Source organism: Micromonospora musae, assembly GCF_003626545.1.
In the GTDB taxonomy this organism is placed as follows: Bacteria; Actinomycetota; Actinomycetes; order Mycobacteriales; family Micromonosporaceae; genus Micromonospora; species Micromonospora musae.
On sequence record NZ_RAZS01000009.1, the window covers coordinates 25,622 to 38,883 of the forward strand.

At 73.2% G+C, this 13,262-nt stretch carries 11 protein-coding genes; 2 read left to right on the plus strand and 9 right to left on the minus strand.

The genetic code is table 11. The features are described 5' to 3' along the window. Nucleotides 1-6: 6 nt before the first annotated feature. The 5 genes from D7147_RS23310 to D7147_RS33190 all read right to left on the minus strand — a co-directional run bounded on the left by D7147_RS23310 (nucleotide 7) and on the right by D7147_RS33190 (nucleotide 5,112). A complete protein-coding gene (locus D7147_RS23310; RefSeq protein ID WP_120681198.1) occupies nucleotides 7-1,881 on the minus strand; it encodes a polysaccharide biosynthesis protein in 1,875 nt (624 codons plus the stop codon). 142 nt (nucleotides 1,882-2,023) lie between these two features. Continuing rightward, entirely contained in the window at nucleotides 2,024-2,668 is a 645-nt protein-coding gene (locus D7147_RS23315) for an acetyltransferase (RefSeq protein WP_120681200.1), read from the minus strand. After that, entirely contained in the window at nucleotides 2,665-3,816 is a 1,152-nt protein-coding gene (locus D7147_RS23320) for a DegT/DnrJ/EryC1/StrS family aminotransferase (RefSeq protein ID WP_120681202.1), read from the minus strand. The genes D7147_RS23315 and D7147_RS23320 overlap by 4 nt, the downstream gene beginning before the upstream one ends. Further along, on the minus strand, nucleotides 3,813-4,502 hold the full coding sequence (locus tag D7147_RS23325; protein WP_325050684.1) for a sugar transferase: 690 nt from the start codon (nucleotides 4,500-4,502) through the stop codon (nucleotides 3,813-3,815). The genes D7147_RS23320 and D7147_RS23325 overlap by 4 nt, the downstream gene beginning before the upstream one ends. Before the next feature lie 166 nt (nucleotides 4,503-4,668). Continuing rightward, on the minus strand, nucleotides 4,669-5,112 hold the full coding sequence (locus D7147_RS33190; RefSeq protein ID WP_233563357.1) for a hypothetical protein: 444 nt from the start codon (nucleotides 5,110-5,112) through the stop codon (nucleotides 4,669-4,671). A gap of 10 nt (nucleotides 5,113-5,122) precedes the next feature. Between D7147_RS33190 and D7147_RS33195 the strand changes: the two genes are divergently transcribed. Further along, nucleotides 5,123-5,692, plus strand: a complete 570-nt coding sequence (locus tag D7147_RS33195; protein WP_233563359.1) for a DUF389 domain-containing protein — start codon at nucleotides 5,123-5,125, stop codon at nucleotides 5,690-5,692. On the opposite strand, the gene D7147_RS23335 is transcribed toward D7147_RS33195, so the two are convergent. Further along, nucleotides 5,622-6,089 carry a hypothetical protein gene (locus D7147_RS23335; RefSeq protein ID WP_120681204.1) on the minus strand — a complete coding sequence of 156 codons (468 nt, stop codon included), beginning with the start codon at nucleotides 6,087-6,089 and terminating at the stop codon, nucleotides 5,622-5,624. The two genes, D7147_RS33195 and D7147_RS23335, sit on opposite strands and share 71 nt — an antisense overlap. A gap of 729 nt (nucleotides 6,090-6,818) precedes the next feature. Beyond that, nucleotides 6,819-9,338: a Tex family protein gene (locus D7147_RS23340; protein ID WP_120681603.1), complete on the minus strand. Its 2,520-nt coding sequence runs from the start codon at nucleotides 9,336-9,338 to the stop codon at nucleotides 6,819-6,821. A gap of 62 nt (nucleotides 9,339-9,400) precedes the next feature. Here D7147_RS23340 and D7147_RS23345 point away from each other — a divergent pair, with 62 nt between their 5' ends. Then, nucleotides 9,401-10,912, plus strand: coding sequence for a deoxyguanosinetriphosphate triphosphohydrolase family protein (locus D7147_RS23345; RefSeq protein WP_120681601.1), 1,512 nt, complete (start codon nucleotides 9,401-9,403; stop codon nucleotides 10,910-10,912). Here D7147_RS23345 and D7147_RS23350 read toward each other — a convergent pair. Together D7147_RS23350 and D7147_RS23355 are read right to left on the minus strand one after the other, a co-directional pair. Next, on the minus strand, nucleotides 10,909-12,057 hold the full coding sequence (locus D7147_RS23350; protein WP_120681206.1) for an MBL fold metallo-hydrolase: 1,149 nt from the start codon (nucleotides 12,055-12,057) through the stop codon (nucleotides 10,909-10,911). The genes D7147_RS23345 and D7147_RS23350 overlap by 4 nt on opposite strands. 125 nt (nucleotides 12,058-12,182) lie before the next feature. Continuing rightward, the gene (locus D7147_RS23355) at nucleotides 12,183-13,211 is read right to left on the minus strand and encodes a serine hydrolase (protein ID WP_199716465.1); all 1,029 of its coding nucleotides are present in this window, start codon (nucleotides 13,209-13,211) and stop codon (nucleotides 12,183-12,185) included. Nucleotides 13,212-13,262: the final 51 nt, after the last annotated feature.

A 13,262-nucleotide genomic window follows, 5' to 3' on the forward strand; every position in this document is an offset into this window, starting at 1 on the left:
CGGCTCTCAGCGCGACGACAGCCGTACGTCGACCGGGTTGTCCACGATCGGCCCGACCGGCTGGGCGGAGAGGAGCGTGAGCTGCTCGATCACCTTCGCCGGCTCGGCGTACGGGTCGAGCCCGCTGACCTCCATCGGGTCCAGGGCGGGCACGGCGACGTGCGACACCAGGGGGTGGAACGGCCGGGTGTCGACCTCACCGGTGCCGAAGAGGTCCTCGTGCAGCTTCTCACCGGGGCGCAGCCCGGTGTAGACGATCGGCACGGCGCTGGCCGCCTGCTCGGCCATCTGGCGGGCCAGATCGGCGATCCGGACCGGCTCACCCATGTCCAGCACCAGGGCCTCGCCGTCACGCCCGATCTCGGCGGCCTGTAGCACCAGGTGCACGGCCTCCTGCACGGTCATCAGGTAGCGGGTCACCTCCGCGTGGGTGACGGTCAGCGGCTTCCCGGCCTCGATCTGCCGCTGGAAGGCGGTCACCACGGAGCCTCGGCTGCTCAGCACGTTGCCGAACCGGACGCTGAGGAAGGTTCCCGGGAACCGGGAGGCGGCGTGCGCGGTCAACCGCTCGGTGATCCGCTTCGAGTAGCCGAGCACGCTGATCGGGTCGGCCGCCTTGTCCGTGGAGATGTTCACGAACTTCGCCACGTCCTGACAGGCGTCCAGCACCGACAGGGTGCCCCAGACGTTCGTCATGACCGCCTCACCGGGGTGGCGCTGGAGGAGCGTGAGGTGCTTGAGCGCCGCCGCGTGGAAGATGATCTCGGGCCGGCGTTCCCGGATGATCCGGCGGATGCGCTCGTCGTCGCGAAGGTCGGCGAGGATCAGCTCCGGCCCGTCCAGCATGGCCTTGCCGGAGAGCGACATCTGCAGGCCGTGCAGGGCGGACTCGTCCCGGTCCAGCATCATCAGCTCGCCCGGGTCGGCCTTCATCACCTGGCGGCAGAGTTCGGAGCCGATCGACCCGCCCGCGCCGGTGACCAGGATCCGCCGACCGGTCAGGCCGTTCGTGCTCAGGGAGAGGTCGCCGACCACCTGCCGGCGGCCGAGCAGGTCGCTGATCTGCACGTCACGTACGTCGGTGACGGTGATCCGGTGGTCGACCAGGTCCCGTACCGGGGGCAGCACCTTGAACGCGGCCCCGGTCGGGAGGGTCGCCTCGCGGATCTCGCGGATCAGCGCGGCATCGGCGTTGGCCACCGAGAAGATGACGGAGTTCGCGCCGGTACGCCGGACCGCCGCCGCGACGTCCTGTCGCCCGCCGAGCACGCGCACCCCGCCGACGCGCAGGTCGCGCTTGTCCGGGTCGTCGTCGAGCGCGCCGACCGGCAGGTACCGGCCGCGCGGATCGCTGAGCATCGCGCGGAGCAGACCCTGCCCGGCATCGCCCATGCCGAACAGCAGCACCGGCGTCGACGACCGGACGTCCGGCCGCATGGCCAGGTCACGCCGGTGGCGGTACGCGAAGCGCGCGCCGAGCATGAAGAGCAGGGCCAACGCGCCACCCACCAGCGGCGTGCTCGCCGGCACCGGCCGGTCGGCGGAGGGGAGGAGGCCGAGCAGCACGATCCCGGCGGTCGTGATGGTGGTGCCCGCGACGCCCTGTACCTCCTGAAGGCTGCCGAGAGGGTGCCGTCCGCTGTAGAGGCGACGCAGCGCCGCCACCGCCACGTACATGACGGCGGCGCCCACCCCGATGATCGCGGCCCGGCTGAGCTGCGACGGGGGGAGTTGGAACTCGTACCGGGTCCAGACGGCCGTGATGAAGCCGCCCACCCACGCCGTGGTGTCGGTGGCGAGGAACCCCGCGGTGCGACGCCGAGCCATGCTCCGGCGGGTCCGCTGGTCCGTGCGTTCGATGCTCGCTGTGTCCTGCGGCATGTAATGGCTCCTGTTCGTCTTCCGACCGCTCCCACCGCACGGCAGAAGGAATCCCTACCCTTGTCCTTGTTGCATACCATCCGTACCGGTTTGGGCGTTTTCATCTTCGCCGGACTGATCGTCGAGCCGATCCGGCCGTCGGTCAGCGGGCCGGTACGCCCTTGACCACCGCCCGGTCGGGCACGTCCCGCACCACGCAGGCGCCGGCCCCGACGGTGCTGTCCCGGCCGATACGCAACCCCTGGAGCACCGCGGCCGTGGTGCCGACCAGTACGCCCTCCGCCAGGTGGCATTCACCGGAGACGGCGGCGAGCGGGTTCACCGAGACGTAGTCGGCGAAGGTGCAGTCGTGGCCCACCGTGGCGTTCTGGTTGAGGTGGACGTGCCGGCCGACGGTGACGTTCGTGGTGACCCGCGCCCCCGGGAAGGCCAGGAGACCGGGCCCGCATCGCGCGTCCGCGCCGATCGTCGCGTCCGGATGCACGAGGCTCGCGGCGGGCGTGCCGTAGCCGTCGATCCGCCTGCCGACCGTGCGCCGGACCTGCGGGTCGCCGATGCCGATCACGTGGTGCAGCTCGCCCGGCGCGTCCCGCAGCCGGTCGATCCCGCCGAGGTACGGCACGTCGAGCCGCTGCAGCCGCTTCAGGTTCACCTCGCTGGGCTGGTCGTCGACGACGCCGAGTAGCCGCCAAAGTGGCCGCTCGGCGGCCTCGTTGACGGCCCGGACGATGGTGACCACCTCGCGACCGTGCCCACCGCAACCCACCACCACCAGGTCGAGCGTCACGCCGCCGGCCCTCCCGCGCTCATGGCGAGGAACTCGTCGATCGCGGCGAACACCCGGGCGACCTGCGGCTCGCTCAGGGCACTGCCGCTGGGCAGGGTGAGCCCGTGCGCGAAGAGTTGCTCCGCCGCGCCGCTCAGCAGGCTCTCCGCGCCGACGTGGACCGGTTGCAGGTGCATCGGCTTCCACACCGGCCGGGTCTCGATGTCGTGGCGGGCCAGGTGGGCGGCCAGGTCGGCGGCCCGCCAGCCGGAGCGCTCCGGGTCGACAGTGATGACGGTGAGCCAGCAGTTCGAGTCGGAGTCCTCGGTGCCGAGTAGCCGTACGCCCGGCAGCGGAGCGAAGAGCTTGGCGTACCGGTCGCGCAGCTGCCGCCGTCGGCCGATCATCCCGTCCAGGCGGACCAGTTGGGCGCGGCCGAGCGCGGCGAGCAGGTTGCTCAGCCGGTAGTTGTAGCCGAGTTCCCGGTGCTCGTAGTACGGCGTGGGCTCCCGGGCCTGGGTCGAGAGGTGCCGGGCCCGGGCGAGCAGGGCGGCGTCGTCGGAGACCAGCATCCCGCCGCCGGAGGTGGTCATGATCTTGTTGCCGTTGAAGGAGATCGCACCGACCTGCCCGAAGGAGCCGGCCGACCTGCCCCGGTAGCTCGCGCCGAGCGCCTCGGCGGCGTCCTCGACCAGCGGCACGCCGGCCTCCGCGCAGAGCGGCTCCAACCCCGCGTAGTCGGCGCAGCTGCCGAACATGTCCACCGGGATCACCGCGCCCACGCGCTCGCCCCGCGAGCGCAGCTGGCGCAGCAGGTCGGCGACGAGTCCCACGTCCACGTTGCCGGTCTGCGCGTCGCAGTCCACGAAGACCGGACGCGCGCCGATGTACCGCACCGCGTTGGCGGTGGCGATGAAGGTCAGCGTGGGTACGACGACCACGTCGCCGGGGCCGACGCCGACTCCGAGCAGGGCCAGGTGCAGGGCGGCCGTGCCCGAGCTGACGGCGACCGCGCCGGCCGTGCCGACCCGCGCGGCGACCTCGCCCTCGAACGCCTGGAGGGCGGGGCCGGCGGGTGCCACCCAGCCCGAGCGCAGCGCCTCGATCAGGTACGACTCCTCCAGCGGCCCGACGTCGGGCGGTGAGAGGTGGACCGTCTGGCTCGTCATACCGCTGTCCGGTCCCGCTGCGCCGGCGTCGGCCGGCCGTGCGCGCCGAGGAACTCGTGGGCGGTCGCGCTCCCCGCGGCGTTGATGCCGTCCCGGCGGAGCACGGTGAGCACGGTCGCGGTGAGGATCGACAGGTCGACTCGGAGGCTGCGGCTGTCCACGTACCGCACGTCGAGGTCGAGCTTCTCGTCCCAGTCCAGGCCGTTGCGGCCGCGGACCTGCGCGAGGCCGGTGACGCCCGGCCGTACCTCGTGCCGGCGGGCCTGCCGGGCGGAGTAGCGCTCCAGGTACTCGGGGAGCAGCGGCCGGGGGCCGACGAGGCTCATCTCCCCGCGCAGCACGTTCCAGAGGGTGGGTAGTTCGTCCAGACTGGTCGCGCGCAGCCAGCGGCCAAGTGGGGTCAACCGGTCGCCGTCGCCCAACGGGCCACGATTCGCGGCGGGCGGGTGCATGGTTCGGAACTTCGCCAGCACGAAGGGGGCGCCGTCGCGGCCCGGGCGGCACTGCCGGAAGAGCACCGGCCGCCCGAGGGAGGTGGCGACCAGCAGCGTCACCAGCACCATCAGTGGCGCGCTGAGCACGAGCAGGATCGCCGCGCCGAGCACGTCCAGCAGTCGCTTGGCCCGATCGTAGGGCCGGCTCCGAGCTGGGCGCGGCGGAGCGATAACGGTCTGGGGTACGGGCACCGCTCGGCCTCCAAGGGACAATTCGGGACAAAGCGTCTAAGCAGTTCTATCAGGCTCAGACTTCGCAGTGGGGTCGAATAGCGACAGTCAGTCTGCTACGCCCCATCAACCTTGAAACGGCTCAGCTGGACACGGCCAACTCCGCCACCGATGCGCCTTCGTAGGATCACCGGGCTGAGCGGCAGAGAAGGGACGGCCGGACGGGCGGAGCAGGCTGGCCGGTCGGGCGAGGGGGGGGAACGTGCTGCATCTGAGAGTGATCGCTGCGCCGGACCAGTCGGCCGCGGTTGCCGATCTGCTCTCCGCCGAGCCGGGGGTGACCCATCTGGCGGTGATACCGGGCGCCGCCCGTCAGCCCGCCGGTGACTTGATCCTCTGCGATGTCGTCCGGGAGAGCGCCGACCACGTCCTTCAGGGTCTGTAACTGCTCGGCGTTGAGGCGACCGGCGGGATCGCCGCCGACGACGTCGAGCTGAGCATCTCGGCGGCTGCCGATCAGGCCGCGAAGAAGGCGCCCGGTAGCGGCGCCGACGCGGTGGTCTGGGACGAGATCGCGGCGAAGACCGGTGAGCAGACCGAGCTCTCGGGAACCTTCCCTGGTCCTGATCATCGTGGCTACCATGATCGCCGGGATCGGCGTGTTGCTTGATCAGCCGATCCTTGTGGTCGGCGCGATGGTGGTCGGTCCGGAGTTCGGCCCGCTCGCGGCGCTCTGCGTCGGGCTGCTGCGCCGCCGGCCGGGCACCATCGGCAGGTCGCTGCTGGCCCTGCTGGTGGGTTTCCTCGCTGCCGTGGTGGCGACGGCGGTCAGCACCTGGGCGCTGACCGCCGCTGGCCTGGTCGATCGGCAGATGTTGCTGGTGGAGCGCCCGTTGACCGACTTCATCTGGCGACCCGACGCGCTCTCCTGGGTGGTGGGCCTGCTCGCCGGCGTGGCCGGCATGCTCTCGCTCACCTCGAAGAAGTCGGGCAGCCTGGTCGGGCTGCTGATCTCCGTGACGACCGTGCCGGCCGCCGCCAACGTCGCGGTCGCCGCTGCCTATGGGGTGTGGGACGAGGCCTCCGGCTCCGCGCTCCAGCTAGTGATCAATCTCTGCGCGATCGTGTTGGCGGGGCTGCTCACGCTCGCCGTGCAGCAGCTCTGGTGGTGGAACCTGGCTCGTCGTTCCCGGCGTCCAACCGCCGGCTGAGCAAGGTCCGCAGCGGGATCGACTCCCCGTCGCGCCCGCCCTCGCCGACGATCAGCGGTGGCGTGCCGGGTTCGGGCTCGGCGCCGAGCAGCCGAGCTCGCAGCCCACCCGGCACGGTCAGCAGGTGCCACCGCCCGTCGACGTCGACCGCCCGGGTCCGCGCCCGGTCCACGTACCAGCCGGTGAGCCGTGTCCGGTACCTGCCCCGGCCAGCGTAGGAGCGGGCGGTCAGCGGGGTCGGTCGCAGGCCCCGCCGCTCCGCCTCGGTCACGAACCAGGCCACGATCTCCGCGGCTTCCGCGTGCTCAGCCGCGCGCCGCCGGGCGTCGGCCTCCGCGTGGACCCGGGCCGCCCGCCGTTGCCGCTGCGCAAAGTCCAGGCCGTCGTCGCCGCTCACGCCCCGACGGTACGCCCACCCGCCGCCCGGGCGCCCCCGGCAGGTCCCCGCTCCGGCCCACCGCCAGCGCGGTGCCCGCGCGGCTGTGCCCGCAGGCCCTCCACGGTCGGTGCGGTGCGGTGCCGTGTCGCCGCGTGGGCGCGGTGCGGTGCGGAGCCGTGCGATGCCGAGGACGGTGCGGCCCCGTCGGGCGTGGGCGGAGCCGCCAGGAATGTGCAGCATCGCCTGGTGCCTGGTGCCTGGTGCCTGGTGCCTGGTGCCTGGTGACGGAGCTGGTCGGTCAACGGCGGTGTCAGGTATCAGGTATCAGGTCGCTATGGAGCTGAGTCGTCTGCGTCATCGCCTGATGCGAGAACGACATCAGTTCCAAAGGACGCCCGAAGCACAACCTTCCGCCGCCTCCGCGGGTCGGCGGAAGCGCCGCGGGGACGCGGCCGCCGAGCGGGGCGCTGTCGTGCAAGCCCCCCTCGACGGCCGAGCCCAGCCGGGCGCCCGGTGGATGGTCGGGTCGCCCATCCACCGGACGCCCGGCCCGCGTGAGTCTGCGCCCGGCGGCCGCCTGGGTCCGCTCAACTCCACGCTGGGTCTGCGCTGTGCCCGCCTGACCCCGCGCCGGGCACGACTGACTCCGCGCTGGGCCCGACTGGGTCCGCGCTGGGCCCGACTGGGTCCGCGCTGGGCCCGACTGGGTCCGCGCCGGGCCCGCCCGACTCCGCCTCGGTCCCCGGCTCAGGCCAGCCCGGCGCGGCGCAGCGCCTCCGCCATCTCGCTGTTGGCCGGCGCCGGGGCGCCGCGACCCTGCCGCGCACCACCCCGCTCGCCCTGGCCACCGCGCGCGCCGCCCTGACCACCGCGTGCGCCGCCCCGCTCGCCCTGGCCACCGCGGGCGTCACCCTGGCCACCGCGGGCGTCACCCTGGCCACCGCGTGCGCCGCCCCGCTCGCCCTGACCGCCGCCGCGAGGGGCACCGCCGCGAGGGGCACCGCCGCGAGGGGCGCCGCCACGGGGGGCGCCGCCCTGGCCGCCGCGACCGCCGCCGTCACCCCGGCCCGCACCGGCGCCGGGCTCGTCGTCGAGCCGCAGGGTCAGCGAGATCCGCTTGCGCGGTACGTCGACGTCGAGCACCTTCACCTTGACCACGTCGCCGGACTTGACCACCTCGCGCGGGTCCTTCACGAACGTGCGGGACATCGCCGACACGTGGACGAGGCCGTCCTGGTGCACGCCGACGTCGACGAAGGCCCCGAAGGCGGCCACGTTGGTGACGACACCTTCGAGGATCATGCCGGGCTGCAGGTCGCCGATCTTCTCCACGCCCTCGGCGAAGGCGGCGGTACGGAACTCGGGCCGGGGATCCCGTCCCGGCTTCTCCAGCTCGGCGAGGATGTCGGTGACGGTCGGCAGGCCGAACGTGTCGTCGACGAAGTCCGTGGCCGTGAGCCCACGCAGGATCGTCGACTTCCCGATCAGCGACCGCACGTCCTGGCCCGTGCTGGCCAGGATCCGGCGCACCACCGGGTACGCCTCCGGGTGCACGCTGGAGGTGTCCAGCGGGTCGTCCCCGTCGGGGATCCGCAGGAAGCCCGCGCACTGCTCGAACGCCTTCGGGCCGAGCCGCGGCACCTTCTTCAGGTCGGTTCGGGTGCGGAACGGGCCGTTGGCGTCCCGGTGCAGCACGATGTTCTCGGCCAACCCCGCGCCGATGCCCGACACGCGGGTGAGCAGGGGCGCCGACGCCGTGTTGACGTCCACCCCGACGCCGTTCACGCAGTCCTCCACCACCGCGTCCAGCGACCGGGAGAGCTTCACCTCGGAGAGGTCGTGCTGGTACTGGCCGACCCCGATCGAGCGTGGGTCGATCTTCACCAGTTCGGCGAGCGGGTCCTGGAGACGCCGGGCGATCGAGACCGCGCCGCGCAGCGAGACGTCCATTCCGGGCAGCTCCTGGGCCGCGTACGCGGACGCGGAGTACACCGACGCGCCAGCCTCGGAGACCATCACCTTGGTGAGCTTGAGCTGCGGGAACCGCTTGATCAGATCACCGGCCAGCTTGTCGGTCTCCCGTGAGGCGGTGCCGTTGCCGATCGCCACCAGTTCCACCCCGTGTGCCCCGGCCAGCCGGGCGAGGGTCTCGATGGAGGCGTCCCACTGCCGGCGCGGCTCGTGCGGGTAGATCGTGTCGGTGGCGACCACCTTGCCGGTGGCGTCGACCACGGCGACCTTCACCCCGGTACGCAGACCCGGGTCGAGGCCCATCGTCGGACGGGCGCCGGCGGGGGCGGCGAGCAGCAGGTCACGCAGGTTGGTGGCGAAGACCCGTACGGCCTCCTCCTCGGCGGCCTGCCACAGCCGCGTCCGCAGGTCCGCCCCGAGGTGGATGAGGATCCGGGTACGCCAGGCCCAGCGGACCGTGTCGGTGAGCCACCTGTCGGCCGGCCGGCCCTGGTCGCTCACGCCGAACCGGCCGGCGATCGCCGCCTCGTACCGGCTGGGGCCGGTCGGCACGGCGTCGGCCTCGCCGACCTCCTCCGGCTCCATCGTCAGGTCGAGCGCGCCCTCCTTCTCGCCGCGGAACATCGCGAGGATCCGGTGCGACGGGAGCGTCGGGTACCCCTCGGCGAAGTCGAAGTAGTCGGCGAACTTCGCCCCGGCCGACTCCTGTCCGTCGCGTACCCGGGACACGAGTCGGCCCCGCGACCACATCTGCTCGCGCAGCGTGCCGATCAGGTCGGCGTCCTCGGCGAACCGCTCGATGAGGATGGCCCGCGCGCCGTCCAGCGCGGCGGCGGCGTCGGCGACGCCCTTCTCCGCGTCGACATAGCCGGCCGCCGCGGCCCCGGGGTCCTGCGTCGGGTCGGTGAGCAGCGCCTCGGCGAGCGGCTCCAGGCCGGCCTCGCGGGCGATCTGCGCGCGGGTGCGCCGCTTCGGCTTGTACGGTAGGTAGATGTCCTCCAGGCGGGACTTCGAGTCGGCCGCCATGATCTGCGCTTCCAGCGCCTCGTCCAGTTTGCCCTGGCCGCGGATCGACTCCAGCACCGCCGCCCGGCGCTCGTCCAGTTCGCGCAGGTACCGCAGCCGCTCCTCGAGCGTGCGCAGCTGGGTGTCGTCGAGCAGGCCGGTGGCCTCTTTCCGGTAGCGGGCGATGAACGGAACGGTGGCGCCGCCGTCGAGCAGCTCCACGGCCGCCCGTACCTGCCGCTCGGCCACGCCGAGCTCCTCGGCGATCCGCTGATGAACAGTGAGGGTCACGATGTCGATCCGCCTTCGGGTGTGGTTTCCGCCCAGCATTCTGCCGCGCTAGCGTGGCGATCATGGAACCACCTGCGGACGCCCGGGCGCGGCGGCTCTTCGGGGGCAGCGCCCGCGCCCTCGGCGACCTCGCGGCCAGCCCGTTCCGGGCCGACCGCGACCGGATCGTGGCCTCGCCGTTCTTCGCCCGCCTCGGCGGGGTCACCCAGGTGATCAGTCCGGTCGGCTCCGGTCTGCTGGTGCACAACCGGCTCACGCACAGCTTGAAGGTCGCCCAGGTGGCTCGGGCGATCGCCGAACGGCTCACCGCCGAGGCGGGCCGGCGTGAGCTGCTGGACCGGCTGGGCGGCTGCGACCCGGACGTGGTGGAGGCGGCCGCGCTCGCCCACGACCTGGGCCACCCGCCCTTCGGGCACCTCGGGGAGCGGGTCCTGGACCGGCTGGCCCGGGAGCGGCTCGGGCTCACCGACGGTTTCGAGGGCAACGCGCAGTCGTACCGGATCGTCACCAGCACCGAGATCCGCGGCGCGGCCACCACCGGCCTCGACCTCACCGCGGCGGTGCGGGCCGCCATGCTGAAGTATCCGTGGACCCGGCTCGACCACCCGGACCCGCACCCACGGCTGATGCACCCGCCGCCGCGCGGGGCGACCCCACCGCCGGGCGACGCGGAGAGCGGGTCGGCGAAGTTCGGCGCGTACCGGACCGAGATCGACGACCTTCGGCAGGCCCGGGAGCCCTTCGCGGGCCGGATTCCGGACTGGCAGCAGACCGTCGAGGCGTCCGTGATGGACACCGCCGACGACATCGCGTACGCCATCCACGACGTCGAGGACTTCTACCGGGTCGGCGTGCTCCAGCAGGGCGCGGTCTCCGCCGAGCTGATGGCCTGGCAGCGGGAGGCCGGGCACTTCCGGGCGATCACCGACGCGGCACTGGCCACGGCGGCCCGCCGACCCGGCGCGGCGATCGAGCGGCTCCGCCGGCAACTGCACCGCAAGGACGCCTGGGTGGCCGACGACGACGCCTTCGCGGCGGCGGTCGAGCATGTCCGGGAGGAGCTGGTGGACGGGCTGCTCGCGCTGCCCTTCGACGGCTCGATCGAGGCCGAGCAGTACGTGGCCCGCTTCTCCGCCCGGTGGTCCACCCGGTTCGTCGAGGCGGTCACCGTGACCGGGAGCCCGGCGGTTCGCTCCGGTCACGTGCTGCTCGCCCCGGCGCAGTGGCACGAGGTGCAGGTGCTCAAGTTCGTGCACCACCGGTTCGTGCTGGCCCGCCCCGACCTGGCGCTGCACCAGCGCGGGCAGGCCCGGCTGCTGGGCACCCTGGTGGAGGCGCTGTGGGAGTGGCTGCTCGACCCGGAGGAGGAGTCCCGCCTGCCGCGGCGGCTGCACGATCTCGTGGAGCTGGCCGAGGCGGAGCTGCACCCGCGGACCCCGGATCGGATCGGCCGGGCCCGGGGCCGAGCGATCATCGACTTCGTCGCACAACTGACCGACGGTCAGGCGGTGGCGATGCTGGACGTGCTCTCCGGTCGCTCCGGGGCGCTCTGGACCGACGCGTTCGTGCTCTAGGCCACCGCCTGCCACCAGCCGTCGACAGGTGGCGGGTCGTCCACCAGCACCCGCTCACCTGGGCGGGGCACCGCCAGCCGGACGTCCCGGGCCTTGGCCTCCGCCCAGAGCCGGTCCACCGGCTCGGCCCAGTCGTGCAGGGCGAGGTTGAAGGTCGCCCAGTGCACCGGGATGAAGAGGCCGCCACGCAGGTCGAGGTGGGCGGCGACCGCCTCCTCCGGGTACATGTGGATGCTCGGCCAGGCCCGGTCGTACGCGCCGATCTGCATCAGCGTCACGTCGAAGGGGCCGTGCTCGGCGCCGATGGCGGCGTAGCCGGCGAAGTAGCCGGAGTCGCCGGTGTAGAAGACCCGGCGCTGCTCGCCCGCGATCACCCAGGAGCTCCAGAGCGTCCCGTCCCGGCGCAGCCCTCGGCCGGAGAAGTGCTGAGCGGCGGTGGCGGTGAGCGTCAGGTCGCCCACCCGGTGGCTCTCCGACCAGTCCAACTCGATGATCCGCTCGGCCGGCACCCCCCAGCGGTCGAGGTGCGCGCCGACCCCGAGCGGTACCACGAACGGCGCGTCCTGGCGGGCCAGCAGCGCGCGCACGGTGGGCAGGTCGAGGTGGTCGTAGTGGTCGTGGGAGATCAGGATCGCGTCCAGGGCGGGCAGTTCGTCGAGCCGGACGGGGGGCTCGTGCAGCCGGCGGGGGCCGACCACCGCCGACGGCGAGCAGCGTTCGCTCCAGACCGGGTCGAGCAGCACCCGCCGGCCCTCGATCTCGACCAGTGCCGAGGCGTGGCCGTACCAGATCACGTTGAGTTCCCGGCCGGGCTCGGCGTCCGTGGGCGCGGCGGGCGGACGCAGCAGCGGCACGGGCGCGCTCGGCCGGCGCTTCTGCTTGCCGAAGAAGAGCTCCCAGAGCAGGTTGCGCCCCGGCTCGGCCGTCGCCGAGCGGGCGTCCGGTGGGTTGTGGAAGGTGCCGTCGCGGAACTGCGGTGACCGCGCCGCCCGTTCGGCCCGGGGGCCGGTGAGCCGGCCGCCCAGCGCCAACGGCACGTCGCGGGCGGCCCAGGCGAGCCCGGTCAGCGCCGCCAGGCCGGCCATCCCACCCAGCCGCCGCCCGGACGAGCGTTCCAGTTCCCGTCGTTCCGCCGCGTCGCGCATGCCCGTCCCCTCCGGCTCTCCCGCATTACACGGTAACTACCCCGCCCGGCGCTGCTCACCGGAAACAGCCACCGAACGCCGCCGCGCTCCCCGATCTCGGGGAGCGCGGCGTGTCGTCGGGGTGTTCAGCCGCCGTTGCTCGGCAGCCGGGGGCCGGGTTGGTGCGGTCGGCCGCTGCCGGTGAGCCGCGCGGTGGCGTTCATCATGAACCGGCCGAGTCGGGCGCGGGCCTGCACGGCGGGGTGGGTGGCGCCGAAGTCGTCGGCGCCGGCCTGGCCGTCGGCGAAGAGCGCGTAGGTCAGGACCGCGGCGCCGGCCGAGTCGAAGATGATGCCCGCCTCGTGGCGTGCCGTGCCGAACCAGCCCGCCTTGGTGGCGACCCGGGCCCGCTCCTGCGACGACATGGTGCGCCGGATGCCGTCGGTGAACGCGATGGGGGAGCGCAGCAGGCCGAGCAGGAATTCCGTGGACGACGGCGAGAGCACCGTGCCGGCCACCAGTGCGCGCAGCAGCTCGTGGGTCTCCCGCGGGGTGCTGGTGCCGAGGAAGAAGCGGTTCGGGTTGGCCACCGGCTCGACCTGGGTGTTCGGGAAGCCCTTGGCGACCAGGATGTCGTTCAGCTCGGCGGCGGGGCAGACCAGGCCGCTGAGTCGGACCGCGGTGTCGTCGGAGACGGTCAGCAGGGCCGCGAGGGCATGCCCGAGCGTGACCGAGCTGGGGTAGGCGTTGTCGAGGCTGAAGATGCCGTCACCGCCCGGCACCACGATCGCGGCGGTCACCTCCAGCCGCTGGTCGAGGGTGAGCAGGCCGCGGTCGACCTTGTCGAGCACGGCGGTGGCCACCGCGATCTTGTTGACGCTGTACGCCTCGAGTCGCTGGTCGGGGTCGTCCGCCACGGCCACCACCGGGGCGCCGCCGGAATCCGTCACGCTGACGTAGGACTGCCAGTTCCCGCCGGCCCGCGTCGTCTCCCGCTCGTACGCCTGCGCGATCCGGGCGGCGACCCGCTCCGGCGTGGTGGCGGCCTCGGCGTCGAGCTCCGACCCGGTCCCGCCGCTCGCGGCGGCGGCCGGGGCGGCCGTGCCGAGCACGGTGCCGGCGGTGGCCATCGTGCCGAGCCCCAGCGCCGTCCTGCGGTCAACCCTGATAGTCAATCGTCTCTCCCGTCGTGGCGCACCCGAATGATCTCCGGCCCACCACACTAG